Genomic DNA, 25649 nt, shown 5'->3' with positions numbered 1-25649 from the left:
GGCCTAGGCCGCGGCGCGCTCCTCGCGCAGCATGTCGGCGAATGTGGCGAGCTTCCCCGCGTCCATGCCCGAGCGGCGGTCGGCGTCGGTGATCGTGACCTGCGCGATGGGCGGCCGGCCGGCGGCGTCGCGCATGCACCGGAACGCCGCCCTGGTGCCGCCGCCACCGCACGTGACGAGGAAGGCGACCGCACCGAGCCGACCCTTGACCTTGCCGAGGTAGCCGCGCACCGGCGGGGGAAGACGGCCCGCCCAGACCGGGGAGGCGATGACGACGACCGCATATTCGGACGGGTTGCGGGCCGGATTGTGGACCAGTTCCTCGCGCCCCATCAGCGCGGCGAACGCCTTCGCCAGCGGCGACGACTTCTGCGGCATCAGCGGTACGATCCGATCGAGGTCGCCTCCGAGCCGGAGTGCGACGTCCCTCGCGGCACGCGCCGTGTGCCCGGTCTCCGAGAAGTAGACGACTAGCAAATTGCGCATCAGTCGATCTCCGTGATGTTGCGGCTCAGCCGTTGGGACGGTCACGTGCGGCGCACGCCCGTCAGTGCGCCATGAAGAGCGGCCGGTCGGTGACCCGCATCAGGTCCCGGGTCGCTCCACCGATGATGATTTCGCTCAGTCGCGAATGGCCGTAGGCGCCGGAGACGATGAGGTCGGCGCCCATGGAATGCGCGTGCCGCAGGATGGCGTCGGCCACCGAACGGTTGTCGCGAGGGATCGCGTCCACCCGCACGGGGAGGCCGTGCCGTGCGAGAAATGCGACGAGATCCGTGCCGGGGTCCTCCCCGTGGGCGTGCGCCCCGGTCCGCGAGGAGACGGTCACCGCGCGGATGTCGCTGGCGCCCGAGATGAGGCCCAGCGCATCGCTGACCGCGCGCGCCGCCTCCGGTCGTGCGTCCCAGCCGATCAGCACCCGTTCTCCCAGGGGGTCGAGTGCGGCTTTCGGCGGGCATAGCAGCACCGGATGCCCGCTCTCGAAGAGCGCCGCGTCGACGATACGGTGCCAGGACCCGTCGGTGCCGAGGCGCGGGACCAGCGTCAGGTCGGCGTAGCGGGCGTGCCGCGCCACCGCCCGCCCCTCGGTCCCGTGAGGCACGACGATACCGCGCACGTCGAACGAGACGCCGGTGGCGGAAAGGTTCTCGTCGGCCCAGGAACTCGTGCGGTGCACCTCCTCGTGGACCGCCGTGACCTCGGCGAAATAGCTGCTGAACGGGATCTCGGGGAGCCCGCCGTAGGCCGAGGTCGGCTCGAGGCCGACGACCAGCACCACCAGATGCGCGTCATGACCGGCGGCGAACGCGGCCGCCTTGATCAGGAACGGGCCGCACGCCCCGCTGCGGTCGGCATAGACGAGAATGGTCTTGATCGTCGTGCTCATCGAAGCCTCCCCAACGAGAGTTCGCCGGGGCCCACGATCGCTCCTTCGCACCGCCGGCAATTGACGCACGTCAACCGCGCCACTCACCGGCGGCCGATCCTGTCGTGTTTTCAGGTGGGGCCTGCGGCATCGCGGCACGGCCATCGAACGCGGAGGGGTCGGGATGGGACAGATGTCGCAGTCATCGCTCGCGGTCACTCCGCCGATCGCCGCGGAGGGGAGCGGGTCCGACCGGAGGACAACGGTGCAAGCCCGTCCGCGCCCCGCCGCCTCGCACACGGCACGCGCCAGCGGGCTGCGCACCCTGTAGCGTCCCATGGCACGGCCGCAGGACCTCTACTTCCTCGACCGCCTGACGCGGCGCCGCGGCCACGCCCGGCTCGCCCCGCACGACGCCGCGCGCAGGATGCACCGTCTGCGGCTGTTCGCCACGCTGTTCAGCCGCCGCCCGGCGCTCGGCATGGCGAGCCATCGCGCGCTCTACGGCTACGTCTGGCACACGACGGCCGCGCAGCAGGGCATCATCCTCGCGCTGACGTTCGTCATCGGCCCCCTCGCGATGATCCCGCTCGAGCTCCAGCGCCGTATCGTGGAGGACGCGGTCAGCGGGCAATCGGTGAGGCTCATCGTCGTCTACGGCGCGATCTACTTCGCGCTGATCCTCGTCCAGGGCGCGCTGAAGTATGCCCTGAACCTGCGCAAGGCCCTCGTGCTGGAGACCGTCGCCCGGAGCCTGCGCCTGCGAATCCTGAGTGTCAGCCCGTCACCCGGCACATCGCACGAGGGGCCGACGGACGCGCCGGTCGACGTCGGAACGATGGTCTCCATGCTGCTGGCGGAGGCGGAGGACGTCGGCGGCTTCGCCAGCGACAGCTTCGCCGTACCGACCCTCCAGCTCTCCACCATTTCCTGGGTGATCGCCTACATGCTGTGGGTGGAGCCGCTGATCGCGGTGCTCGCCGTCGCCATCTACCTGCCGCAGGCGATCCTCGTCCCCCTGGTCCAGCATCAGATCAACCGTCTCGTCCGGCTGAAGACCAAGCGGCTGCGGCGCCTCGGCGAGACCGAGGTCGAGATCGTCGCCGGCGGCACGGGGTCCAACCGGCTCGCCCGGTGCCTCACCGACCATATCTTCAGGCTGCGGATGATCATCTACCGGCTGAAGTACTTTCTGACCTTCCTCGGCAACTTCCTCGACGCGCTGGGGCCGATCATGGTCCTGTGCGTCGGCGGCTATCTGGTCGTCTCGGGCGAGACGAGCGTCGCGACGCTCGTCGTGTTCATCTCCGGACTGCAACGCATCTCCGATCCGTGGGACGTGCTGATCAACTTCTTCCGCACCACCCAGGTCGCGCGCGTCGCCTACGGGATGATCGACGAGGCGCTGCAGCGCTGCGGGGGGACGGCCCTGCCGGGCTGACCGCCGGGCGCACCGTCAGGTGTGGGCCCATCCGACCCGGTCCGCGTCGGGAACGAGCTCGGCGGCGAGGACGGCCGCGCCGCGCAGGCCGCCGTCATCGATGGTGATGACGCGCACGGGTATGTCGGCCAGGTAGCCCGACATGCGCCCCTTGCGCACGAAGGCCGTCCGGAACGCGTCGCTGTCGAGGGCGTCGAGGATGCGCGGCGCGATGCCTCCGCCCAGGTAGACGCCGCCCCGCGCACCGACGACGAGGGCGATGTCCCCGGCGATGCGCGCGAGGACGCGGGCGAAGAAGTCGATCGTGCGGGACGCGGTCCCGCCGTCGCCGCGCGCGGCCTCCTCGACGATTTCCTCCGCCGACCGTCCCGGTCCGCCGAAGCAGCCGTCGATCGCCTCGATGCCGCTCCCCGACAGGATCCTCTCGACCGAGACGTGCTCGTAGATCGACGCGAAGTGGTCGTGGACGACGCTCTCCTCCTCGTCCGCGGTGGTCCCGAACGTCATGTGGCCGCCTTCCCCGGGGAGGCTGATCCACCCCTTGCCGGTCGGCACGAGGCTCGCCGCGCCGAAGCCGGTCCCCGGACCAAGCACGACCACCGGCGCCTTCGGATTGGCCGTGCCCGGCTTGACCGTCGCGAGGTCGTGCTCCCCGAGGTGCGGCACGCCGTAGGCGAGCGCCTCGAAGTCGTTGACGAGGCGGGCGCCGACGACCCCGGTCGCGCGGCACACGTCGGTCTCGGAGAACGACCACGCCGCGTTCGTCAGCTTCGCCGCACCGTGCGTGATCGGACCCGCGACGGCGAGGCAGGCGACCTCCGCCCGCACGCCGGTGCGCGACGTATAGGCGGCCAGGAGGTCGGTCATCGAGCCGAACTCCTGCGTCGGCAGGGTCAGGCGGTCGGTCAGATTCCGGCCGGTAAGGTCCGAGGCTGCGAACCTCGCGTTCGTGCCGCCGATGTCGCCGATCAGGGCTCTGTGGCTTGTGGAAATGAGCTGCATGATCCCCTCCCGAAACGAGGCACCGCGCCGCGCCGGAGCGCCGCCCGCCCGGTCCGGCCCGGGTCGAGCGGACGGATGATCTCCCGTCGCCGGGCGCCCGCGTTGAGATCCGTCAATCGCGGACGGCGCGGGGGCGGGCGCGACTGATCATTGTCAAACCCGCCCGCCATGGGCAGGCGCACCCTCGCCGCTCTGACGAAGAGGGAGCGAGCCTTCCATGGAACGGACGGAATTTCGTTTGCACGGCGGCGACTTCATCCTGCTTGCCGACGGGGCCAGGGCCGTCCTGCTGGTCAACAGGGGCGATGCGCTGCGGCCCGAGCTCCAGGCGGAGACCACGATGACGCACGACCACGGCAGGACGGCCGAGCTCGGCACGGATCGGCCCGGTCATTTCGACAAGGGGTCGAGGACCATGCGCGGCAGCTTCGCCATGCCCGACCTGCACGAGGACGCCGAGGACCAGTTCGCCCGCACCGTCGCCGACATGCTGGAGGAGCGGCTGGGCCGGGAGGCGAGCCCGCGCCTTGTCGTCGCATCGCCGCCGCGCATGCTCGGCCGCCTCCGGGCGCACTTCTCGCCCCGGGTCAGCGCGATGGTGGTCGCCGAGATCGACCGCGACCTCACCCACGTCCCGACGGCTCAGGTCGCGGACCTGATCTCGCGGCCCTGACCCCCGGCGCCGTCCGCGCCCGGCCGGACGCGGCGGACGACTTGACGGATGTCAGCACCACGGCTGCGGCGGTGGCGTACCCTCTCCCGTGCCCATCGCCGAGGAGGGTTAGGCCATGGCTCAGCGCAACCCGACGTTCGATCCCTGGATCTTCATGCTGCTGCTGTTCGGCACGATGGTCGCGCACAACCTCTGGACCGAGCACACCACGGTCGAAGCCATCCCCTACAGCACCTTCGAGGAGCAGCTGAAGCGGGGTGACATCAAGGACGTCACCGTCGGTCCGGAGATCATCCGCGGCACCTACGTCACGCCGCACGACGGCAAGTCGTCCTTCACGACCACGCGCGTCGATCCGGCCCTCGCGGACAAGCTCGACGCGACGGGCGTCACCTTCACGGGGCAGTCCACCTCGCTGCTCACGACGATCCTCTCGTGGGTCCTGCCGACGCTCCTCTTCTTCGGGATGTGGATGTTCCTGCTGCGCCGCATGGGGGGTGGCGGCATCGGCGGGATGATGTCCGTCGGCAAGAGCACGGCGCGGGTCTACATGGAGACCGACACCAAGGTCGGCTTCGACGACGTCGCGGGTGTCGACGAGGCCAAGGAGGAGCTGAAGGAGATCATCGAGTTCCTCAAGGCGCCGCAGGACTATGGCCGGCTCGGCGCGCACATCCCGAAGGGCGTCCTCCTCGTCGGGCCGCCGGGGACGGGCAAGACGCTGCTCGCGCGCGCCGTCGCCGGCGAGGCGGGCGTGCCGTTCTTCTCCATCTCGGGCTCGGAGTTCGTCGAGATGTTCGTCGGCGTCGGCGCGGCGCGTGTGCGCGACCTCTTCGACCAGGCCCGGCGCAAGGCCCCGGCGATCATCTTCATCGACGAGCTCGACGCGCTCGGGCGGGCGCGCGGGGCCTCGCAGCTCGTCGGCGGCCACGACGAGCGCGAGCAGACGCTCAACCAGCTGTTGTCGGAGATCGACGGCTTCGATCCCAGCGTCGGCGTCGTGCTCCTCGCCGCGACGAACCGGCCGGAGATCCTCGACCCCGCGCTGCTGCGGGCCGGCCGCTTCGACCGGCAGATCCTCGTCGACCGGCCGGATCGCGCCGGCCGCATCCAGATCCTCGCCGTCCACCTCAAGAAGATCACGCTGGCGAGCGACGTGAAGATCGACGAGATCGCCGCGCTGACCACCGGCTTCAGCGGGGCGGACCTCGCGAACCTCGTCAACGAGGCGGCGCTGCTCGCGACGCGGCGCCGGGCGGAGGAGGTCTCGCTCGACGACTTCACGCGGGCCGTGGAGCGGATCGTGGCGGGTCTGGAAAAGCGCAACCGCGTGCTGAACCCGCGCGAGCGGGAGGTCGTCGCCCACCACGAGATGGGGCACGCCCTTGTGGCGATGGCGCTGCCGGGGACGGACGAGGTCCACAAGGTCTCGATCATCCCGCGCGGCGTCGGCGCGCTCGGCTACACGATCCAGCGCCCGACCGAGGACCGGTTCCTGATGACCCGGGAGGAGCTCGAGAACAAGATCGCGGTCCTGCTCGGCGGTCGGGCGGCGGAGGCGCTCATCTTCGGCCAGCGGTCGACCGGCGCGGCCGACGACCTCGTCAAGGCGACGGACATCGCCCGCTCGATGGCCGCCCGCTACGGCATGGTCGAGACGCTCGGCCACGTGAGCTACGACCGCGACCGGACGACGTTGCTGGGCGACAGCCCGGCGCCGTACCTGGAGCGCGCCTACAGCGACGCGACCTCCGAGCGGCTCGACGCCGCGGTTCAGTCGATCGTCGGGGCGGCCTACGAGCGGGCGCTCGGCATCCTGCGCGCCAATTGCGACCTGTTGCGCCGGGCGGCGGCGGACCTGCTCGCGAAGGAGACGCTCGACGCGGTGACGCTCGTGGACCTAAAGAAGGCGATCAAGCCGGTGCCGAAGGGCACCGTCGACTCCGGCTCGAACGCCGTCATCGCGGAGTAGACCGCGAGGTCGGCGCACCCCGTACACGCCGTCCGCGCGAACGCCCGTCGCGGCGCGCGGGCCATCTGGGCCGTGCCGTCGTCGCTAGAAGCCGGTGGGGTAGGTCTCGAAGACCTCCTCCTCCGGGGCCTGCGCGGCAGGGGCGAGGGGAAGGAGGGCGCGCGTCTGGTCGATGTGGATCAGCGCGTCGAACTGCTCCGGGAGCTGGGCGAAGAAATAGTGGCTCTGCCGCTCGGTCTGCGGCAGGTACAGGACGCCGATGGCCCGCTGCAGCCGCGACAGGCCGAGGTGGCGGTACAGCACCTCGTTGTCGCGCAGCAGGACCAGGGCGTCGCCCCCCAGGGCCTCGTGGAACAGCGCCTCGTAGCTGCCCTGCAGCGCCGGCCGTACGGTCTTCACCTCGCCCGGACCGTCCCACTCGCTCGCCGCCCGGACGCTGCCGGCATGGGTCGAGAAGCCGACGAGGACCGCGCTGCGGCCGTGCGCCTCGCGCACAAGCGAACCGATGTTCCACTCCCCGCGCTGCCCCATCTCGGTCGCCCGCGCGTCGCCGACGTGGGAGTTGTGCGCCCACACGACGATCTTCGGCGGCTCTCCGCGCTGGACGTGCAGATGGTCGGCGAGCCCGTAGAGGGTGCTCACCATGTGCCGATCGCGCAGGTTCCAGGACGAGACATGCCCGGTGAACATCGTCCGGTAGTACCGCTCGGCGTTGTGCACGACGGCGGCGTTCTGTTCGGCGCAGTAGTACGCCTCACCGGCGGCGAACCCGTCCCGCGTGAGGTACTCGTAGCGCTTGCGGCGGAGCGACAGGAGCTGGGCCAGCACCTCCTCCTCGCAACCCGGCGAGGCGCCGAGCATGGTGGCGTAGCCGTACTGCTGCGCGTTGCGGGTAATGCCGAGGTCGAAGCAGGCATAATGCTCCCGCGCGAGCGTCGCCGCCCGCGGGTCGACCTTGTCGAGGTAGGCGACCACCGCCGCGATGGACGCCTCGAGACTGTAGAGGTCGAGGCCGTAGAACCCGGCCTTGAGCGCCGGCAGGGCTATGCCGTCGTTGTACCCGCGCAGCCATTCGGCGAAGTCCCGCACCACCGTGTTGCGCCACATCCAGGCCGGGAAGCGCTGGAAGTGCGAGAGGGCGTCGTCGGCGTCGCGGATCGCCGCGTCGCCCCGGACGTAACGGTTGACCCGGTAGGCGTCCGGCCAGTCGGCCTCGGCCGCCACCGCCGCGAACCCGTGGTCGCGGATCAGCCGCTGCGTGATCTCGGCGCGGACGCTGTAGAACTCGTCTGTGCCGTGCGTCGCCTCGCCGATCAGTACGAAGCGGGCGTCGGCGGCCATCGCGACGAGACGATCCAGCGAGGCGGCGGCCTCAAGAGGCAGCGCCTCGCTCCTGATCTCTGCGAGGAGATGCTCGTGGGCATGCACGGCGGTGTCCCTTCCGGCGTCAGTGCCACCAGGACGTGGGCACTTCGGTCTCCGACCGCAGGCGCACGACCTCCGCGTCGGGGGTCTGCTGGAAATCGAGGTAATAGAGCCCGACACCGCCGAACGGCACGGGGGTCGCGACCACGACGACCTCGTCGACGATCTCGCGCAGCTCCGAGCAGGCCTGGTACGAGGCGACCGGTGCGGCCACGACGACCCTGGCGGCGTGCTGGGTCCCCAGCGCCGCCACCGCCGCCCGCATGTCCGCACCGGTCGCGATCCCGTCATCGACCAGGATGACCGTGCGTCCTTCGACCGCCGGCGCCCCTTCGCCGCCGCGGTAGACTTCGTTGCGCCGCTCCAGCTCCGTCCGCTCGCGCTTGGCGACCGCGGCGATCAGCTGCGCCGGAATCCTCAGATCCTCGATCACGTCCTTGTTCAGGACCTGCACGTCGCCGTTGGCGATGGCGCCCATGGCGTATTCCTCGTGCCCGGGAACGCCGAGCTTTCGCACCAGCATGAGGTCGAACGGAAGCTTCAGCGCGCGGGCGACCTCGTAGGCCACGGGCACGCCGCCGCGCGGCAAGGCAAGGACGATCGCGTTCGTGCCGCGATATCTCGCGAGCTTCTTGGCCAGCAGGCGGCCGGCGTCACGACGATCCTTGAAGAACATACAACCCTCCTCACAGGGACTGCCCTGATGGCCCCGAGTCTTGCCGACCGCTCCAAGGTCCGTTTGCGAAGTGTCAATTGAACCGGAACGCATCGGGGCGGACGGCCGCGCAGAGGCGCGGGGAGGCGGTCAGGCGCGGAGGTGAGCCTCCAGCCGGTCGAGGAAGGGGCGCTGGCTCGCCAGCATCTTCACGCGCGCCTGCGGCAGCGTGAGCCACGCGGCGCGGTCGACCTCCGGGAACGAGAGGATCCGGCCGCTGCCGCGGGGCCACTCGACCTCGACGGTCCCGCCGCCGCTGATCCCGGTGGCGTCCGCGTCGCCCTCGAGGGCGAAGGCCTCGACCACCTTGCCGCCGGACTGACGGACGGTGCCGAGCCGGAGAAGGTCTCCGGCCGCAGGCGTGCCGATCTCCTCTTCGAACTCCCGCCTCGCGGCGACGTCCGGGTCTTCACCCGGCTCGATCAGGCCCTTCGGAACCGACCACGCGCCGTCGTCCTTGCGCCGCCAGAACGGGCCGCCCGGATGGACGAGAAGGACCTCGATGCCCTCCTCCCCGCGCCGGTACATCAGCACACCCGCGCTGGCGTTCATGGCCGCGATCCCGTCCGGCAAACCGGGCCGCCGGACGGCCGCGGCCCCGGTGCTGGCGCGGCGCACCGGATGGCCGGGCGACCGCGACGGGACCGTTGCCGCGTCTCAGGCGTGGCCCGCGATCCATTGCGCGATCTTGGGCCAGGTCTCCGCCTGCGCCCGGCGGCCCGCCAGCACGGCGAGATGCTGGAGCCCGACGCCGATCTCGGCCGGTTGCGAGACGATCTCGGTATCCGCGTCCGGCATCCGGGCGAAGAAGGGCTCGATCGCCGCGCGGGGGCCGATCTCGTCGGCGTCGTTGACCACGGCGAGGACCGGCAGGTGCATGTCCGACGGGCCCAGCGCCCTGCCGGCAACGTCGAGCGTGCCGGCCTCGAAGCCGTTCTCCCGGTAGAGCCGCTCGACGATCTGGTGGACCAGCCGGCACGGCAGCGGCACCTCGTCCAGCGCCCAGCGCTCGATCCGCACGTGTGTGTCGAACGCGGCAGGGTCGGAGAGGCTGAGGACGCCGTCCACCCAGCGCGACCAGACGAACGTGCCGGGCGACAGGAGCGCGCACGACTGGGAGAGCTCGGAGCCTGCGACCGTGCCGAACTGCGCCACTCCGTTGCGGTTCGCGACCACGACATCCCGGAAGGGGCTGGAGCCCGGGCCGAAGCTGAGCGGCGCCCCGAGGAGGATGAGGCCGCGCACGACCTCGGGCCGCAGCGAGCAGGCGATCGCCGCAAGCGTCCCGCCGAGCGAGTGGCCGATGACGAAGGGCAGGTTGTCAGCGTGTCCGGCGCCAATGGTCTCGCCCGCCTCCACGATCGCGTTGGCGTAGGCCGATAAGCCTGCGCTCCCGTCGCCGTTCGCGGGCGGCAGCCACTCGACCATGTGGACGTCGAACCCGCGATCGAGGCAGAAGCGCACGATACTGGCCGTCGGGGCAAGGTCCCAGATGTAGGGGCGCTTGATCGGCGCCGGGATCATCAGCAGCGGAATGCCGTTGCCGGGCCCGGAATAACGCCGCAGCCGCCAGTGCGGGCCCGACGCCACGATCTCGTGGTCGCACTCGTGCACGCCGAAGCCGAAAAGGTCGAGCGTATGCGCCTGGACGCGGCGCAAGTCGTCCATCGTCGCGGCCTGCGCCGCCCGCAGGTTCGTCAGGGTCCCGGTTTCGAGCACCAGCGGTTGCGGCTGCCAGACGTTCATCGCCGCACCCAGTCGCCGCCGTTGCGCGTGTAGGCCCGCTTCACGGCGGACCAGGCGATCCGGTGCGACCGCTCCTCGCGCCCTGCATCGTCGAGGTAGGAATCGAACGCGCGGTTGAACGCCATTCGATAGATGTCCTGTGCCTGGGACGGAAGGCGCCTCTGTATCGGCAGTGGCAACTCATGATTTGTCGTGTAGGGCATGGATTATCCTCCATCCTGAAGACCGGGGCCTGCGGTCAGGCCTCACAGGTCCAGTTCGGGCTGCATCGCCCGCTCTTTGTGTTCCTCCGGAATTTCCGTCATTGTCGCTTCGGTCAGCAGCAGGATGCTGGCGACCGACACCGCGTTCTCGAGCGCAACGCGCACGACCTTGGTGGGGTCGACGATGCCGGCCTCGAGCAGGTCGACGTAAACCTTGCGCCCGGCGTCGAAGCCCTGGCTGCCCTGCCCTTCCAGCATGCGCGCCACGACGACACCGCCGTCGCTCGCCGAGTTCTCGGCGATCTGCCGGGTGGGAGCCTCGAGGGCGCGCTTCAGGATCTGCACCCCCGTACGTTCGTCGCCCTCGCACTGGCCCTCCTCGTCCTCGACGGCGGCGATGCAGCGCAGCAGCGCGAGACCACCGCCGGGAACGATGCCCTCCGCAACCGCGGCCTTCGTCGCGCTGATCGCGTCGTCGAGGGCCTCCTTGCGTGTCTTCATCTCAGACTCGGAGGGCGCGCCGACGTGAACGACGGCGACGCCGCCGACGAGCTTTGCGAGCCGCTCCTGAAGTTTTTCCCGGTCGTAGTCGCTGGTCGTCTCCTCGATCTCGCGGCGGATCTCGACGATCCGCGCGTCGATCAGCGCGCGCTTGCCGGCGCCGCCGATGATCGTCGTCGCGTCCTTGTCGACGACGACGCGCTTGGCCTTGCCGAGCTGCTCGACGGTGACCTGGTCGAGCTTCGTGCCGAGATCCCGGGAGATCACCTCGCCGCCGGTGAGTATGGCGATGTCCTGCAGCATCGCCTTGCGGCGGTCGCCGAAGCCGGGCGCCTTCACAGCACAGCACCGCAGCGCGCTGCGCAGCTGGTTGACGATCAGCGTGGCGAGCGCCTCCCCCTCCACATCCTCGGCGATGAGCAGCAGCGGCTGGCCGAGCTTCGCGACCGCCTCCAGCAGCGGCAGCAGGTCCTGCAGCGCCCCGATCTTCTGGTCCGAGACGAGGACCAGCGCGTCCTCGAGGACGGCCTCCATCGTCTCCGGCTGGGTGACGAAGTAGCGCGAGAGGAAGCCACGATCGAACTGCATCCCCTCGACCACCTCGAGGACCGTCTCCGTGGTCTTCGACTCCTCGACCGAGACGACCCCCTCGTCGCCCACCTTCTCGATCGCGTCCGCCACCAGCTCGCCGATCGTCGGGTCGTTGTGCGCCGAGATCGTCGCGACCTGCGTCTTCTCGAGGCGGGACTTCACCGGACGCGAGTGGGCGCGGAGCGCCTCGACCGCGCGGCGGGTGGCGCGGTCGAGGCCGCGCTTGATGTCGATTGCGCTGGCCCCGGCCACCACGTTGCGCACGCCCTCGGCGAAGATGGCGTGGGCGAGGATGGTGGACGTGCTGGTCCCGTCGCCCACCATCTCGCCGGTCTTCTCCGCAGCCTGGCGCAGCATGCGGGCGCCGAGGTTCTCCTCCGGGTCCTTGAGGTCCACCTCCTTGGCGATGGTCACCCCGTCGTTGCACACGATCGGCGCGCCCCAGGGCTTCTCGATTAGGACCGACTTGGAGCGGGGGCCGAGCGTCACCCGTACCGCATCGGCGAGTTGCGTCGCGCCACGCAGCACCTTTTCCCGCGCGGCCGAATGGAACAGGATCTGCTTGTGCGCCATCGGACGGCCCCCGAACTCCACCCTTCAGTCCTTGGCGGGATGGGCCTGCGAGGCGTTGACAATCGTCAATTCCACCGACGCCGGCCGCCTGACGGGAAGGCCGCCATCGGGCCGGAGAGCGCTCCAACCGGCGGCGACGGGACATTCCGCATGCGACTTGTCGATCCCGAACGGCAAATTGCCCGTGGGGTCTCACGCCGCCGCGCGCAGGTCGTTAATTTATGTCAGGCTGATCGACTTGACCGTGGCCATCTGGCGCGGCGAAACGATCCGGAAAGACAGGAGTTCTCGATGCCGTCCGTCCTTTTCAGTCCGATCACCATCGGATCGAAGACCCTTGCCAACCGGATCGTGATCGCGCCGATGTGCACCTACTCGGCGACCGATGGCGAGATGACCGACTGGCACCTCATCCACCTCGGCAACCTCGCGATGTCCGCCGCCGCCGTCCTCACCATCGAGGCGACGGCGGTCGTGCCGGAGGGGCGCATCAGCTACGGCGACGTCGGCCTGTGGGACGACCGCACCGAGGCGGCGATGAAGCGCGTCCTCGACGGCGTGCGGAAGTGGTCCAGCATGCCCATCGCCATCCAGCTGGCCCACGCCGGGCGCAAGGCCTCGCACGAGGTGCCGTGGAAGGGCGGCCGGCAGATCCACCCGGACAAGCCGAACGGCTGGCAGACCTTCGGCCCCTCGGCGATCCCGAACATGCCGGACGACGTCCCGCCGATCGCGCTCGACGAGGCCGGCCTCCAGCGCATCCGCGACGGCTTCGCCGATGCGGCGCGCCGGGCCGCACGGCTCGGCATCGACGCGGTGCAGATCCACGCCGCGCACGGCTACCTCCTCAACGCGTTCCTCTCCCCGCTCTCCAACCAGCGCACGGACGACTACGGCGGCAGCCGGGAGAACCGGATGCGCTTCCCGCTGGAGATCTTCGACGTCGTGCGCGCGAACTTCCCGGCCGATCGTCCCGTGACGGTCCGCATCTCCGGTTCGGACTGGATGGACGGCGGCTGGAGCGTGGACGACGCGGTGGCGCTCGCCGTCGCGCTCGAGGCGCGCGGCTGCGACGCGATCCACGTGTCGAGCGGCGGCATCTCGCCGAATCAGCAGATCCCGATCGGGCCGAACTATCAGGTCCCGCTGGCGCGGGCGGTCAAGCAGGCGGTGAAGGTGCCCGTCGTCGCGGTGGGCCTCATCACCGACTACGACCAGGCCGAGGCGATCGTCGCGACCGGCGACGCGGACATGATCGCCCTCGCCCGCGGCATCCTCTACGATCCGCGCTGGCCCTGGCATGCGGCGGCCCACCTCGGGGTGAAGATCCGCGTCGCCAACCAGTACCTCAGGTCCCAGCCGCGCCGTTACAAGGAGCTCTTCGCGGAGCCCGCCGACTGACAGGCGAGCGGCGAACGCCGGCCGGGGCGCGATGCCGTCCGGAGCCCGCCGATCGCGATTGCATAGGTCCCTTTCGCGCAGCGGGAGGGCACGCGGAGAGGCGTTGCGCTAACAATTGGGGTTTAATGGCGCGTGCCTCGGCCGCGCCGCCCCCCGCAGCGCCTCCCCCACGGGGCCAGAAGACGACGAAGAGGCCTCCATGACGAACCACGCCACTGCCGATCCGGGATCCGGGGATTCGCGCCGCGAGGACGGTCCCGTCGGTCTCGACCGGCACACGGCCGAGCTTCGCCGGGATCTCTCCTTCATCAACTATCCGCCCGAGAACTGGCTGCCGGCGCGTCCCGGCGAGCTCGACGTCCTCGTCGTGGGCGGCGGCCAGATGGGGCTCGCGGCCAGCTTCGCGCTCAACAAGGCCGGGATCCGCAACCACGCCGTGATCGACGCCGCCCCGGCGGGGCTCGAGGGCCCGTGGGTGACCTACGCGCGGATGAAGACGCTGCGCTCGCCCAATCACCTCGTCGGCCCGGCGCAGGACATCCCCGCCCTCACCTTCCGCGCCTACCACGAGGCGCTCTACGGCTCCGCCGCCTGGGCCGGCCTCGGCAAGATCCCGCGCGGCATGTGGCAGGACTATCTGGTCTGGTTCCGCGAGGCGCTGGAGCTTCCGGTCGAGAACGGCTGCGCCCTCACAGCCATCGCGCCGACCGAGACCGGCGTCGAGGTCGCGGTGACCCGCGGCGGCGCAGCGCAGCGGATCAGGGCTCGGCGGCTCGTGCTCGCGACCGGGCGCGACGGGCTCGGCGGACCGGCGATGCCGGGCTGGGTGCCGGCCGGCGACGCGCGGTTCCAGCACACCGTCGAGGCGATCGACTTCGAGGCGCTCGCGGGCCGGGACGTCGCTGTGATCGGCGCGTCCGCCTCGGCCTTCGACAATGCGGCGACGGCGCTGGAGGCCGGGGCCGGGTCGGTCCACATGCTGATGCGCCGGCCGAAGCTCGCAACGTACAATCGCTTCAAGACCATGGTCCACGCCGGCTTCACCTTCGGCATGCCGGCCCTGCCGCCGGCGGAGCGGCTGGCCCTCCTCAACGCGGCCTTCGAGGTGGCGGTCGCGCCGCCGGCCGACTCGGTGGCCCGCATCGCGCACGACCGCCGTTTCCATTTCCACCCGGGAACATCGGTGCGCGGCGTCGACGCGAGCGGGTCGCGGATCGTGCTCGACCTCGGCGGCGAACGGCTCACGGTCGACAAGGTGATCCTCGGCACGGGGTTCAAGGTCGACCTCGGCGGGCGGCCGGAGCTGGTCGCGCTCGATGGCCACGTGGTGCTCATGAGCGACCTCGACCTCCCGCCGGAGGTGGTCGGCCAGTTCGCCCGGCACCCGGACGTGTGCGACGACTTCACCTTCCGCCCCCGCCTGGAGGGCGACGCCTGGGTGAGCCGCGTCCACTCCTTCAACATCGCCGCGATGGCGAGCCTCGGGCTAATCTCCGGCGATATCCCGGGCGTCGGCGACGGTGCGCGGCGCCTCGCCGAGGGCATCGCCCGCAACTTCTTCCTCGAGGACTACGACGCCCAGATGGCCCGCATCACCGGCTACAGCGAGGTGGAGATCCAGGGCGACGAGCTCGACGCCCGCGTCGCCCCGGGCACCCCGACGGTCACCGCCTGAGGCCAGGCGCGTCCGTTCGGGCCGAGCGGTCCGCGCCCTGCGGGAGGCGCGCCGCCCATGCCGCGACGGTGCCCGCGACGGTCGCGAGGTGGTCGGCCGCGGTGAGGCCGGTCACGCGCTTGCGCGGCTTCAGGTCGTGGTCCCCGTCCTCGAGCCACAGGATCTCGATGGCGCTCGACAGGGTGTAGGTGGAGACCTCCTCGCGCGTGCCCAGCGGGTCGCGCGTGCCCTGGCAGATCAGCGCCGGCGTTCCCAGCGTGGCGAGGTGCTCGGTGCGGAGCTGGTCCGGCTTGCCCGGCGGGTGGAACGGGTAGCCGAGGCAGAGGAGCCCCGCGGCGCGCCCCGCCTGATGCAGCTCGTCCACGAGCAGGCTGGCGACGCGCCCGCCCATGGACTTTCCGCCGATGATCACCCGCCCCGGAGCGCCCAGCGCGGCCACCGCCGCGCGGTACTCCGGAAGCAGCTTGTCGGCGCGGGGCGGTGGCTTCCGCCCCGCGTCGCGGCGCGCGGCCATGTAGGCGAACTCGAACCGCGCGACGCGCAGGCCCGCCCCGCCGAGCGCGGCGGCCATGGCCGTCATGGCGGCGGAGTCCATCGCCGCGCCGGCCCCGTGCGCGAGGAGGACCGTCGTCGCAGCGTCGTCCGGCCCGTCGAACAGGAAGGTCACCCGGCCACCCGCCGGCCGTGGTGCGGCGCGGCGATGCTCACGTGCGCTTCTTCATCGCTTCGAGCAGGGCCGCGCCGAGCGCGCCGTTGCTGTCCTGCGGCCTGGCCGGCTTGGCGGGACCGCGCCCCTTGCCCTTGCCGCCGCCGGGTTGCGGACCCTTGCCGGGCTGCGGGCCGTTCCCGCCTCCCTTCTGCCCGGCCGGCGCGTGCCGGCGCTGCGCCTGCGCACCGTCGTCGGTCCCCGCGTCCTTGCGCATGGAGAGGCCGATGCGCTTGCGCGCGATGTCGACCTCGACGACCCGCACGCTGACGACATCGCCGGCCTTCACCACCTCGTGCGGGTCCTTAACGAAGCGGTCGGCGAGCTGGCTGATGTGGACCAGCCCGTCCTGGTGCACGCCGATGTCCACGAAGGCCCCGAAGGCGGCGACGTTCGTCACCGTGCCCTCGAGCACCATGCCCGGACGCAGGTCGCCGATCTCGTCGACGCCCTCGGCGAAGCTCGCGGTGCGGAAGTCCGGACGGGGATCACGGCCGGGCTTCTCCAGCTCCGACAGGATGTCCCGCACGGTCGGCAGGCCGAAGTGCTCGTCGACGAAGGTCGCCGGGTTGAGCCCTTTCAGCATCGCCGCGTTGCCCATGAGGGACCGGATATCCCGCCCGCACGCCTCGACGATGCGGCGCGCGAGGCCGTACGCCTCCGGGTGCACCGCCGAGCCGTCGAGCGGCTCCTTGCCGTCGCGGATGCGCAGGAAGCCGGCGCACTGCTCAAACGCCTTGGGACCGAGGCCCGACACCTTGAGGAGCGCCTTGCGCGTGGCGAAGGCGCCGTTCGCGTCACGATGCGTGACGATGGACTGGGCCAGCGACGGGCCGAGCCCCGCCACCTGCGCCAGCAGCGGCGCCGAGGCGGTGTTGAGGTCGACGCCGACGGCGTTCACCGCGTCCTCGACCACCGCGTCCAGCGCCTTGGCGAGGCGGTTCTGGTCGACGTCGTGCTGGTACTGGCCGACGCCGATGGACTTCGGCTCGATCTTCACCAGCTCGGCGAGCGGATCCTGCAGCCGCCGCGCGATGGAGACGGCGCCGCGGAGCGATACGTCGAGGTCCGGAAACTCCTTCGACGCCAGCTCGGACGCCGAGTAGACCGAGGCGCCCGCCTCGGAGACGATGACCTTGGTCGGACGCGGCTTGCCGTCCGGGATGAGGCGGAGCGTCTCGGCGACCAGCCGCTCGGTCTCGCGGCTCGCCGTGCCATTGCCGATGGCGATGAGCTCGACGTCGTGGCGGCGGACCAGCTCCAGGATCTTGTCCTGCGCGCCCCGCACGTCGTTGCGCGGCTGGAACGGGTAGATCGTGGCGGTGTCGACGAGCTTGCCCGTCGCGTCGACGACGGCGGCCTTCACACCGGTGCGGATGCCGGGGTCGAGGCCCAGCGTCGCCCGCTGACCGGCCGGCGCCGCGTGCAGCAGGTCCTTCAGGTTCCGGGCGAAGACGGCGATCGCCTCCTCGTGGGCGCGCCGGCGGAGGTCGCCCAGCAGGTCGAGGTACATCGACAGCTTCAGCTTGACGCGCCAGGTCCATCCGGCCGCCTGCCGCAGCCAGGCGTCGCCCGGTCCGTCGCCGTCGATCCCGATGGCCGACGCGACGATGCCCTCCGCGCGGGCCGTCCCGGTCTCCGGATCGGGGGCGATGTCGACGGTGACGACCTCCTCGTTGGCGGCGCGCATGATCGCGAGCGCGCGGTGGGCGGCGATGCCGGCCCACTTCTCGCGGTGGTCGAAGTAGTCGGAGAACTTGGCGCCGGCCTCCTCCTTGCCGGGGACGACGGTCGCCGCGATGATCGCCTCGGCGTGCATGAAGGCGCGCAGCCGGCCGAGAAGGTCCGCGTTCTCGGTCAGCTCCTCGGCCTGGATGTCGCGCGCGCCCTCGAGCGCGGCCTTCACGGTGGCCACGGCCTCGCCGAGATAGGCCTCCGCCAGTTTCTCCGGCTGCGCGCGGCGGTCGTTCTGGATCGCGCGCAGCAGCGGCTCCAGCCCGTTCTCGCGGGCGATCATCGCCTTGGTGCGCCGCTTGGGCTTGTAGGGGAGGTAGAGGTCCTCGAGCGTCGCCTTCGTCTCGGCCCCGGCGATCGCGCGGGCGAGGTCGTCGGTCAGCTTTCCCTGGTCGCGGATCGACTGCAGGATCGTCGCGCGTCGCGCCTCCAGCTCGCGCAGATAGGACAGGCGCTCGCCGAGGGTGCGGAGCTGAGCGTCGTCGAGGCCGCCGGTCGCTTCCTTGCGGTAGCGCGCCACGAAGGGGACCGTCGCGCCCCCGTCGAGCAGGTCGACCGCCGCGGTGACCTGCGCCGGCCGCGCGCCGATCTCGTCGGCGATGATGCGTGCGATGTTCTCGGCGGTCTTGTCCACGGTGCCTCCTGTCGGTGCGGAGCGCCGGAATAGCGCCGGGGCACGGTTCTTCCAAGTGAGGATGTCGAAACCCTGTGGGGAGAGCCGCCTCCCCCCGCCCCGGCGACGCGTTTGGTCGCAGCCGCCGCACCGGGCAGGGTGGCAGACCCCGCCGCGCGCGCAAGTCTCAAAGGGGTATCGGCCCGGCGTCCCGGATAGGCCACGGACGCTCGGGCCGCGCGGACGTCGGCTCCGGCCCCCGGGCCTGAACAGGCCTATACCGCCGCCGAGTGGCGGCACGGCCCACGGGTGATGTACCGGTCGAACGAGCTGGCGATGATGCGCACGAACGGCCGCCCCGCAGACGTCACGGTGACGCGGCCATGGTCGATGGTGACGAGCCCGTCCGCCTCCAGCGGTCGCAGGAAGGCGAGCGCGTCGTCCGCCCAGTCCTGCTGCGCCTCGAAGCGGCGGGCGAGGTCGTCCATGTCGAGCGTGCCGAAGCACATCAGCTCCTCGATCGCGCGGCCCCGCAGCACGTCGTCCTCGCTGAGGCAGACGCCCTTGGCGACGGCGAGGCGCCCCTCCGTGATGGCCCGGGCCCAGGCCCCGGTCTCGCTGGCGTTCTGCACGTAGCCGAAGGGCGTGCGGCCGATCGAGGTGGAGCCCATGCCGATCAGCGTCGTCGCCTCGTCGGTCGTGTAGCCCTGGAAGTTGCGCCGCAGGCGGCGGGTCCGCACCGCCTTGGCGAGCGGATCGTCCGGGAAGGCGAAATGGTCCATCCCCACCGCGACCATTCCGCCGGCGACGAGCGCCTCGGCGGCACGCTCCGCCTGCTGGAACCGTTCCGATGCGCCCGGCAACGCCTCTGCGGCGATCATCCGCTGCCGCTTGGCCGCCCAGGGGACGTGCGCGTAGCCGAACAGCGCGATCCGGCTCGGCCCGAGCCCCAGGCATTGCGCCACGGTGTCGAGGAGCATCTCCGTCGTCTGGTGCGGAAGGCCGTAGATGAGGTCGAAGTTGATGCGCTCGATCCCGGCCGCCGTCAGCGCCTCGACCGCCGCCGCCACCATCGCCGGCGGCTGGATGCGGTTGATCGCGGCCTGCACCCGCGGATCGAACTCCTGCACGCCGAAGCTCGCGCGGTTGAAGCCGAGGGCGCCGAGGGCGTTCGCCTTCGCCGCGTCGAAGGTGCGGGGGTCGCACTCGATCGCCACCTCGGCATCCCCCCGCACGTCGAAATGGCGGTGCAGGGTCGCCATGACCTTCGCCAGGTCGTCGCCGCTCAGCACCGTCGGCGTGCCGCCGCCCCAGTGGATGTGGGAGACCTTCAGCCGGGCGGGCAGCGCACCGGCGACGAGCGCGATCTCGCGGTCGAGGACGTCGACATAGTCCCGCAGCGGCTCCTCGCGGTCGCCGACCAGCTTCATGTTGCAACCGCAGTACCAGCAGATCTGCCGGCAGAACGGGACGTGCAGGTAGAGCGACACCGGCGCGTCCGCGTCGAGCTGGGCGAGCCAGCTCGCGTAGGTGTCCGCGTCGATCCCGGTGTGGAAGTGCGGGGCGGTCGGGTAGCTCGTGTACCGCGGGACCGCCATCGTCATGTAGTTCGCCAGGTCGGCTGCCACACATTCCTCCAATCTGCCGCAGTGGCGACCATCAGTCCGTCCTGCCCGGCGCAGCGCACCACAACCGAGCCGTGCCGCCCTTGCGTTGACCGGAATCAAATTTCGCGATGCCGAGCCGAGATTGCAGCGGTGCTGTGATGGCACTCCGGCGGTGCGCGCCACGCCGGCCACGCAGAGGCGGCTTCGACGCCCAGGGGCCGGGCCGCCGCGAGACGGGCTGTCGCCGCGGCGGCCGGCCGGTGGGGCCGGCGGATCAGTCCGGCGGGCCCGGCCGCTGGACCAGGGGACGGGTCGCGGACGGGGTGTGCTCGGAGCGTACGATGCCGGCGCCCACCCGCTCGACCGGCCCGGCGACGACCGCCTCCGCCGCCGCCTGGATCTGGGTCCGATTCGGCGGCACGCCCGCATCCGCCATCCGGGCCAGCGCGTTGGCGACCTGGGGGGACGCGATGCTCGTCCCGCCGACCGAGACCGTGCTGCCGCTCGCGGTCCCTGCGGCCAGCACCCCGTGCGCCACCCGCGAGTCGTCGCTCCTCGCGACGACGTCGGGTCCCTTGCGCTCCGGCTCGTCGGGGCACGGCGGGGTGGAGGCCGGCCCTCCGGCGGAGTAGCGCGCCAGGACGAACTCCCGGCTCCCGTTCACCGGCTCGGTCCTGACCGCCCCGCCGACGACGACCGGCCGGCAGCCGGTCGCGATCGCGCTCATGCTGCCGGAGCGGCGCACCACGCACCCGTCCGGCGGATCCTCCTCGATGGGGTGCCCGGTCGCGTCGTAGCGTTCATAGCAGGCATTGTTGAAGTACGACTGCCGGCCCAGGCGTCGGAAGTTGAACGGCGTATCGTCCCGCTGGACCCAGGCTTCGATCGGCAGATCGCCCGGCTCGGGCGTCACCTTCTCGATCAGGATGCGCCAGCGGCCGGGCGGCGCCAGGAACACGTCCGGCGTTCCGGCGAGGTCCGGGTTGGCGAACGCCGTCGGCGCGATGTTCACCATGAAGACCCCGCGCCGGTCCAGCGGATTGAAGCTGTACGTGACCGAGAGCCATGCGTTGTCGATCGCCCCGAACGGCTGCACGAACGCCGCCGCATCGAACTCCGTGACCCAGTCGAACCCCGCAGCGCCGTCCGGCTTGCCCGGCGGCAGGGCCTTCACCCGGACGCGCGGCGCGGGCGGCGCGAACGGGTCGTCGATCGGCGGGAGCCAGATCTCGATGGCGCTCTCGGTCTTGTCGTCCGGCTGGACCTGCCAGTCGAACACCCGCGCCGCGGACGCCGTGCCTGGCACCCCCCTCAGCGTCGCCCCCGCGTGGATCCGGGCGAGGTGGCTGTTGCCGGACGGCAGGGTCAGCGCGAGCGGCGCAACGAAGTCGTTCCACCAGCGCAGGATGAAGTCGAACCCCCGCTCCAGCACGCTGCCGCCGTCGTGCGGCCCGGCGGTGTTGCCGATGGACATGTTCACCACCATCGGCAGAACGGTGATTTCGACCTCCTCGTCCACCAGCGGGAAGTTCGGGAACTTCGCCATCAGCGTCTCGATCACGACGTTGAAGAGCAGGTAGATGAAGCCGGGGAAGACGTACGCGTCGAGGCGCGACAGCGAGGTGTCGCGGATGACCTCGAGCGGCAGCTGGACCACCTTCAGGTTCCGCGTGGCGAGCTCCGCCATGTCCCCCGCCGGCGCACCGTTGGCGAGGTCGAGCACCGCGGTGCCGTGGCTGGCGCGGTAGGCGAGCGAATGGCGGTCCAGGCGGCCGAAGTCGAGAACGCCGGCGCGCCGGTAGACGGCCTCGTCGTCCGCCGACATCCCGGCCGCGGCGACCGCCGCCAGCTGGCCGTCGATGCCCGCCCGGTCGAACATCAGCCCGGCCGGGTCCCTCTGGATCCAGGCGGAGGAGACGGACGTGCGGAACGCGCTCGTCACCGGGTCGAACGCCTCGAACCGCGAGTTGGCGTAGGCGACCGCGTCGTCGATCACGGCGACGACGGTGGACTGGCCGAAAAGCGCCGTGTTCTGCGCGCGCCGCAGGAACGAAAGGTCCTCGCCGCCGCCGACCTCCTTGTAGAACGGCACCAGCAGCCGCTCGGTGAGGGCGACGTCGATGTTCCTCCAGGGGTCGGCGAAGTTGCCGACGTCCTCGGTGTCGCCCGTGCGGTCCGGATCGATCGCCGGCCCCGGAGCCACGCTGAAAATGCGCTGCGGCACGAACGAGTTGTCCGACCGTGCCTCGGCCTCCCTCTGGTACGCCGCGAGCGCGCTGTCGCTGGCGAAGCCCATGACAACGCCGGCCTTCTCCAACAGGCCGCGCGGATCGTCACTGTCCGGGCGGAGCCGCTTGGTGAGGTCGTTGAACGACTTGAGGAATGCGGGGATGGCGAGGCCGTCGCGCCAGGCCGCCCCGTTCTCCCCGTCCTCCGCGAAGTCGAGGCCCTGCTCGATCGCCTCGATGGTGGTGTCCCTGAACCCGATCAGCACGGGCGTACGGATCTCCTCGTTCCGGGGATCCACGAACCCGCCGCGCGCGGCGATCAGCCCGGGACCGATCAGCCAGCGCAGATACGGGTCGCCGAGCGGGATGTCGTAGCGGTCTTCGGCCATGGCCTGCCCTCCTCTCGCATCCGCCGGCTCAGGGCGTGTCCCATTCGGCCACGGCCTTGTTCCACAGCCAGGTCAGGATCGGCGACCGCTCGGAATTCTGGAGCGCGAACGAGCCCGTCCGCTCCACGAACGGCGTCGCCACGCCGAGCGGCGTCTGCGCCCGCTGCGCCCCGGCGGCCACGTCGAAGTACTGCCACCAGACGAAGTCGGCGAAGATCCCGGCACCCGGATTCTCCTCCGCGCGAAGGGGGAACCTCGTGCCGTCGAACAGGTAGGCGTCGGCGCTGACGTTCACCCCGGAGTTCGGCTGCACCCGCTTCACGAAGTAGTTGCCGAGCGTGAGCCCGAGGACGCACCCGGCCGCGCTGTCGGCGGGGAAGTGCACCCCTGCGACGGTGCGGTTGATGGCGATGCGCGCGGCGAGCTGCAGCAGCTTGCGGCTCCAGTTCTCGGCGCTCGTCCCGGCGAACTGCGGGTTGTTCGTCGACGACGTGATCAGCTTGTAGAGGACGAAGGCCAGCAGGAAGGACTCGCACGAGTGCCCGCTCGGGAACGAGCCGTGGGTCGGCGTGAGGATCATCGGCTGGACCTGCGACGAGAACTCCAGCGGCCGCTTGCAGGCGAGCGCGGTCTTGACCCGCATCTCCACGACGTTCGCCAGCCGGAGCGCCGCGGCGATGAGCTGGATCGTCCGCGGCGTCCGGTCCGGATGGATGTAGGCGATCGCGCTGAGGAAGGCCAAGGGCGGCGAGAGCTGCGTCAGGATCTCCGCGGCGCGGTCCTGGCGAAGGTCCGCGTAGGTCGCGAGGTAGTTGAGCTGGTCCTTGAAGATCGAAATCGTCGGCCGCCGGATCTTGAAAAGCGTGTGGTAGGCCGGCGCCGCCGTCTCCAGGTGGCGCACCGCCATTCCGTCCGCCTCCACCGTGAAGCCGAGCCGCGAGACGAGCTCGAAGTCGACGAGGGAGGCGATGATCGCCGGCGACAGCCGGTCGAGCTGCTGCACCCAGTCGCTCGTCGTGCCGTTCTCGTCGTCGAGCGGCATGGGGTCCGCGGTGGGCGGCGACCAGGGGCCGGCGATGCCGTCGTGGGTCCAGATCAGCGCTTCGGCGGTCGAGCCGCTGTCGTAGCTGCCGGCGAGGCTGCCGAGCGATCCGAGGCTTCCCAGCGAGCCGAGGCTGCCGAGCGAACCCAGGCTTCCGAGGGATCCGAGTGAACCGAGACTGCCGAGTGAACCGAGGCTCCCCAATGAGCCGAGACTTCCGAGCGTTGCCATGGTCGTTCAATCCCCCGAAGTATGTTCTATCGTTGTGGAAATCCGAGTTCGGCGAGCGAGCGCGCGAAGTCGCGCCCGATCGGGTAGTCGGCGCTGGGTGAGCGGCGGAGCCAGTTCTCGACCGTCAGGTTGGGCTCGACCTCTCGCAGCAGGTCGGCGACGCGGCCCGCTTCCTTGTCCGCGCCGAGCCGCAGCAGCGACACGGCGAGAATGCGCAGCGTGGACGTGTGCTGCCGGTTGAGACGCATCGAGGCGCGCGCGTACTCGATGGCGCGCTCGTACTGGGCGTTGGCGAAGTAGGCCCCCGCGCTGAGCGCGTCGTAGAAGAAGCGGTGCGGATCGAGCGGCGACAGCGACAGCGCCCGCCGGGCGTCGGACACCGCCGCCTCCCCCTCCCCGCGGAACACGTGCATGTTGGCCCGCAGGATCCAGGCGAGCGAGTTGCTGGGGCAGACGTCGATGGCCTCGTCGAAGCGCGTCTCGGCAAGGTCGAAGCGCTTGATGAGGTTGGTCTTCACGAAACCGTCGATCGCCAGCGCGAGCGAGCACTCCGGGTCGACTTCGAGAGCGATCCGGGTGGCCTGCGCGGCGAGCGCTCCGTCCCGCTCCGGGTCGTCCGACCAGCCCTGCTGCACCCGCAGGATGTGCCACTTGGCGAGCCACGCCTGCGGCACCGCCTGCCGCGTCGCGCGCTCGATCAGCGCCTCCAGCAGGCGGCGCGACTCGGCGAAGTCGCGGGGCGACAGGCGGTTCATGAGCGCCACCGCGGCGATCATCAGGGTGTAGTGCTTGAGGTTGGAGACCGAGCGCGAGCGGGCGAGGCGCAGCTCGCGCCCGACGATGGCGTGACTGACCACGTCGACGAGGCCCGCCACGAACTCCGAGGACGGGTCGAGCACGCTGCGCAGAGACCCGGTCCGCCGCTCGCTCCAGAACACCGAGGCCGTGTCAGGCTCGGCGAGCTCGACGTCGAGCACCAGCTCGTCGGCCACGACGCGGTAGGTGCCGGAGAGGACGTAGTCGGCGTGGAGGAGCCGGGAGATGTCGGCGACGCCGAGCGCCCGCCCCCGCAGCGCCGTCGTCGACAGGCGGGAGACCACCCGCAGGTCCGACGAGCGGCCGAGGTTGGTGATGAGCTCCTCCGCCAGCACCTCGCCGAGAAGCGCCCCCTCGCCCTCCGCCAGCCCCTCGAACGGGATCACCGCCAGCATCGGCGCGAGGTCGTCCGCGTCGATCAGCGGGCGGATCGCGATTCCGGCAGCGGGGCCGGAGATCTTGAAGACGCGGACGGGCTCATCGATGTGCTTCAGGTAGCAGTCGCCGAGGTCCTCGACGGTGGCGTCGAGGCCGGCGACGAGCTGCTCGCGGGCGCGGGCCGTCGCCACGATCTCCCCGGGCCCGGCGAGCGTGACCATGCGCATCGCCACGTTGAGGCCGTGCCCGTAGATGTCGTCCGGGGCGACGATGATGGGGCAGACCTCGAGGGCCATCCGCAGCATGATCTCGGTGCCCGGCTCGACGCCGCGGTTCGCGGCCGCGCTGCGGGACAGGATCGCGAGGCCGACCTCGACCGCCCGCGGGACGCTGTCGAACCGGAAGATGACACCGTCGCCGGACTTCTTGAGAATCTGCCCGCATTGGCGCTCTTCGAGGAGCGCTCCCATGTCCGCCGTCAGCTCCAGCCACCGCCGGACGGTCTGGCCCTCCCGCTTTTGCATAAGACGAACGGACTCGACGACGTCGACGACGAGGATGACCGTGTCATTCACCGTCGAAATGCCGCCGCCACTCCCGGCTGTTGCGTATACGGTACCG

Annotated in this window: 20 protein-coding genes; 5 read left to right on the top strand and 15 right to left on the bottom strand. The window is 71.0% G+C overall.

All coding sequences use genetic code 11. From position 1 onward, the window contains the following. Positions 1-3: 3 nt before the first annotated feature. Positions 4-486 carry a flavodoxin family protein gene (locus tag DLJ53_RS04935; protein WP_111342830.1) on the bottom strand — a complete coding sequence of 161 codons (483 nt, stop codon included), beginning with the start codon at positions 484-486 and terminating at the stop codon, positions 4-6. A 61-nt stretch (positions 487-547) separates the two neighbouring features. After that, entirely contained in the window at positions 548-1387 is an 840-nt protein-coding gene (locus tag DLJ53_RS04930) for a universal stress protein (RefSeq protein WP_111342828.1), read from the bottom strand. A gap of 316 nt (positions 1388-1703) precedes the next feature. Between DLJ53_RS04930 and DLJ53_RS04925 the strand changes: the two genes are divergently transcribed. Then, entirely contained in the window at positions 1704-2807 is a 1104-nt protein-coding gene (locus DLJ53_RS04925) for an ABC transporter ATP-binding protein (protein ID WP_111342827.1), read from the top strand. Between the two features lie 15 nt (positions 2808-2822). On the opposite strand, the gene glk is transcribed toward DLJ53_RS04925, so the two are convergent. Further along, positions 2823-3809, bottom strand: coding sequence for a glucokinase (glk, locus tag DLJ53_RS04920; RefSeq protein WP_111342825.1), 987 nt, complete (start codon positions 3807-3809; stop codon positions 2823-2825). Positions 3810-4026: 217 nt separating this feature from the next. On the opposite strand from glk, the gene DLJ53_RS04915 reads away from it, so the two are divergent. Together DLJ53_RS04915 and ftsH are read left to right on the top strand one after the other, a co-directional pair. Next, positions 4027-4482 (top strand): baeRF12 domain-containing protein, encoded by a 456-nt coding sequence (locus DLJ53_RS04915; protein ID WP_111342823.1) that lies wholly within the window; start codon positions 4027-4029, stop codon positions 4480-4482. Positions 4483-4597: 115 nt separating this feature from the next. Next, on the top strand, positions 4598-6454 hold the full coding sequence (gene ftsH / locus DLJ53_RS04910) for an ATP-dependent zinc metalloprotease FtsH (RefSeq protein WP_425320953.1): 1857 nt from the start codon (positions 4598-4600) through the stop codon (positions 6452-6454). 84 nt (positions 6455-6538) lie between these two features. Here the strand turns inward: ftsH and DLJ53_RS04905 are convergent, their stop codons facing one another. From DLJ53_RS04905 to groL, 6 genes are all read right to left on the bottom strand, one after another. Beyond that, positions 6539-7882 carry an erythromycin esterase family protein gene (locus tag DLJ53_RS04905; RefSeq protein ID WP_202913001.1) on the bottom strand — a complete coding sequence of 448 codons (1344 nt, stop codon included), beginning with the start codon at positions 7880-7882 and terminating at the stop codon, positions 6539-6541. Between the two features lie 19 nt (positions 7883-7901). Beyond that, entirely contained in the window at positions 7902-8555 is a 654-nt protein-coding gene (locus DLJ53_RS35960; RefSeq protein WP_111342822.1) for a phosphoribosyltransferase, read from the bottom strand. 129 nt (positions 8556-8684) lie between these two features. Beyond that, positions 8685-9146 (bottom strand): NUDIX hydrolase, encoded by a 462-nt coding sequence (locus DLJ53_RS04895; RefSeq protein ID WP_111342820.1) that lies wholly within the window; start codon positions 9144-9146, stop codon positions 8685-8687. A gap of 105 nt (positions 9147-9251) precedes the next feature. Then, complete coding sequence (locus tag DLJ53_RS04890; protein ID WP_111342818.1) at positions 9252-10340, bottom strand: alpha/beta fold hydrolase; 1089 nt, start codon at positions 10338-10340, stop codon at positions 9252-9254. Then, on the bottom strand, positions 10337-10465 hold the full coding sequence (locus DLJ53_RS36525; protein WP_319005041.1) for a ChaB family protein: 129 nt from the start codon (positions 10463-10465) through the stop codon (positions 10337-10339). The genes DLJ53_RS04890 and DLJ53_RS36525 overlap by 4 nt, the downstream gene beginning before the upstream one ends. 120 nt (positions 10466-10585) lie before the next feature. After that, the gene (groL, locus tag DLJ53_RS04880) at positions 10586-12208 is read right to left on the bottom strand and encodes a chaperonin GroEL (RefSeq protein WP_111342815.1); all 1623 of its coding nucleotides are present in this window, start codon (positions 12206-12208) and stop codon (positions 10586-10588) included. 291 nt (positions 12209-12499) lie between these two features. Between groL and DLJ53_RS04875 the strand changes: the two genes are divergently transcribed. Together DLJ53_RS04875 and DLJ53_RS04870 are read left to right on the top strand one after the other, a co-directional pair. Beyond that, entirely contained in the window at positions 12500-13609 is a 1110-nt protein-coding gene (locus DLJ53_RS04875; protein ID WP_111342813.1) for an NADH:flavin oxidoreductase/NADH oxidase, read from the top strand. Between the two features lie 199 nt (positions 13610-13808). Continuing rightward, entirely contained in the window at positions 13809-15284 is a 1476-nt protein-coding gene (locus DLJ53_RS04870) for an NAD(P)-binding domain-containing protein (protein WP_111342812.1), read from the top strand. On the opposite strand, the gene DLJ53_RS04865 is transcribed toward DLJ53_RS04870, so the two are convergent. The 6 genes from DLJ53_RS04865 to DLJ53_RS04845 all read right to left on the bottom strand — a co-directional run bounded on the left by DLJ53_RS04865 (position 15274) and on the right by DLJ53_RS04845 (position 25603). Beyond that, positions 15274-15951 (bottom strand): alpha/beta hydrolase family protein, encoded by a 678-nt coding sequence (locus DLJ53_RS04865; protein ID WP_111342810.1) that lies wholly within the window; start codon positions 15949-15951, stop codon positions 15274-15276. The two genes, DLJ53_RS04870 and DLJ53_RS04865, sit on opposite strands and share 11 nt — an antisense overlap. 37 nt (positions 15952-15988) lie before the next feature. Further along, positions 15989-18358, bottom strand: a complete 2370-nt coding sequence (locus DLJ53_RS04860) for a Tex family protein (protein ID WP_111342809.1) — start codon at positions 18356-18358, stop codon at positions 15989-15991. 254 nt (positions 18359-18612) lie between these two features. Then, complete coding sequence (hemN, locus tag DLJ53_RS04855; protein WP_342353578.1) at positions 18613-19965, bottom strand: oxygen-independent coproporphyrinogen III oxidase; 1353 nt, start codon at positions 19963-19965, stop codon at positions 18613-18615. A 253-nt stretch (positions 19966-20218) separates the two neighbouring features. After that, positions 20219-22561, bottom strand: a complete 2343-nt coding sequence (locus tag DLJ53_RS35955) for a S8/S53 family peptidase (protein ID WP_244935005.1) — start codon at positions 22559-22561, stop codon at positions 20219-20221. Positions 22562-22589: 28 nt separating this feature from the next. Next, complete coding sequence (locus DLJ53_RS04850) at positions 22590-23834, bottom strand: phosphatase PAP2 family protein (RefSeq protein ID WP_146619894.1); 1245 nt, start codon at positions 23832-23834, stop codon at positions 22590-22592. 26 nt (positions 23835-23860) lie between these two features. Continuing rightward, the gene (locus DLJ53_RS04845) at positions 23861-25603 is read right to left on the bottom strand and encodes an adenylate/guanylate cyclase domain-containing protein (RefSeq protein WP_111342803.1); all 1743 of its coding nucleotides are present in this window, start codon (positions 25601-25603) and stop codon (positions 23861-23863) included. Positions 25604-25649 lie beyond the last annotated feature (46 nt).

Origin of the sequence: Acuticoccus sediminis (assembly GCF_003258595.1) — a bacterium.
GTDB classification, from domain to species: domain Bacteria; phylum Pseudomonadota; class Alphaproteobacteria; order Rhizobiales; family Amorphaceae; genus Acuticoccus; species Acuticoccus sediminis.
This window is presented reverse-complemented; position numbering and strand designations above follow the sequence as displayed.

Excerpts from the sequence above, each read along its gene's own strand:
- DLJ53_RS36525 (WP_319005041.1), bottom strand. The coding sequence starts at position 10,465 with ATGGCGTTCAACCGCGCGTTCGATTCCTACCTCGACGATGCAGGGCGC.
- groL (WP_111342815.1), bottom strand. The coding sequence starts at position 12,208 with ATGGCGCACAAGCAGATCCTGTTCCATTCGGCCGCGCGGGAAAAGGTG.
- DLJ53_RS04925 (WP_111342827.1), top strand. The coding sequence starts at position 1,704 with ATGGCACGGCCGCAGGACCTCTACTTCCTCGACCGCCTGACGCGGCGC.
- DLJ53_RS35955 (WP_244935005.1), bottom strand. The coding sequence starts at position 22,561 with ATGGCCGAAGACCGCTACGACATCCCGCTCGGCGACCCGTATCTGCGC.
- DLJ53_RS04850 (WP_146619894.1), bottom strand. The coding sequence starts at position 23,834 with ATGGCAACGCTCGGAAGTCTCGGCTCATTGGGGAGCCTCGGTTCACTC.
- ftsH (WP_425320953.1), top strand. The coding sequence starts at position 4,598 with ATGGCTCAGCGCAACCCGACGTTCGATCCCTGGATCTTCATGCTGCTG.
- DLJ53_RS04895 (WP_111342820.1), bottom strand. The coding sequence starts at position 9,146 with ATGAACGCCAGCGCGGGTGTGCTGATGTACCGGCGCGGGGAGGAGGGC.
- DLJ53_RS04930 (WP_111342828.1), bottom strand. The coding sequence starts at position 1,387 with ATGAGCACGACGATCAAGACCATTCTCGTCTATGCCGACCGCAGCGGG.
- DLJ53_RS35960 (WP_111342822.1), bottom strand. The coding sequence starts at position 8,555 with ATGTTCTTCAAGGATCGTCGTGACGCCGGCCGCCTGCTGGCCAAGAAG.
- DLJ53_RS04875 (WP_111342813.1), top strand. The coding sequence starts at position 12,500 with ATGCCGTCCGTCCTTTTCAGTCCGATCACCATCGGATCGAAGACCCTT.
- glk (WP_111342825.1), bottom strand. The coding sequence starts at position 3,809 with ATGCAGCTCATTTCCACAAGCCACAGAGCCCTGATCGGCGACATCGGC.
- DLJ53_RS04915 (WP_111342823.1), top strand. The coding sequence starts at position 4,027 with ATGGAACGGACGGAATTTCGTTTGCACGGCGGCGACTTCATCCTGCTT.
- DLJ53_RS04935 (WP_111342830.1), bottom strand. The coding sequence starts at position 486 with ATGCGCAATTTGCTAGTCGTCTACTTCTCGGAGACCGGGCACACGGCG.
- DLJ53_RS04890 (WP_111342818.1), bottom strand. The coding sequence starts at position 10,340 with ATGAACGTCTGGCAGCCGCAACCGCTGGTGCTCGAAACCGGGACCCTG.
- DLJ53_RS04870 (WP_111342812.1), top strand. The coding sequence starts at position 13,809 with ATGACGAACCACGCCACTGCCGATCCGGGATCCGGGGATTCGCGCCGC.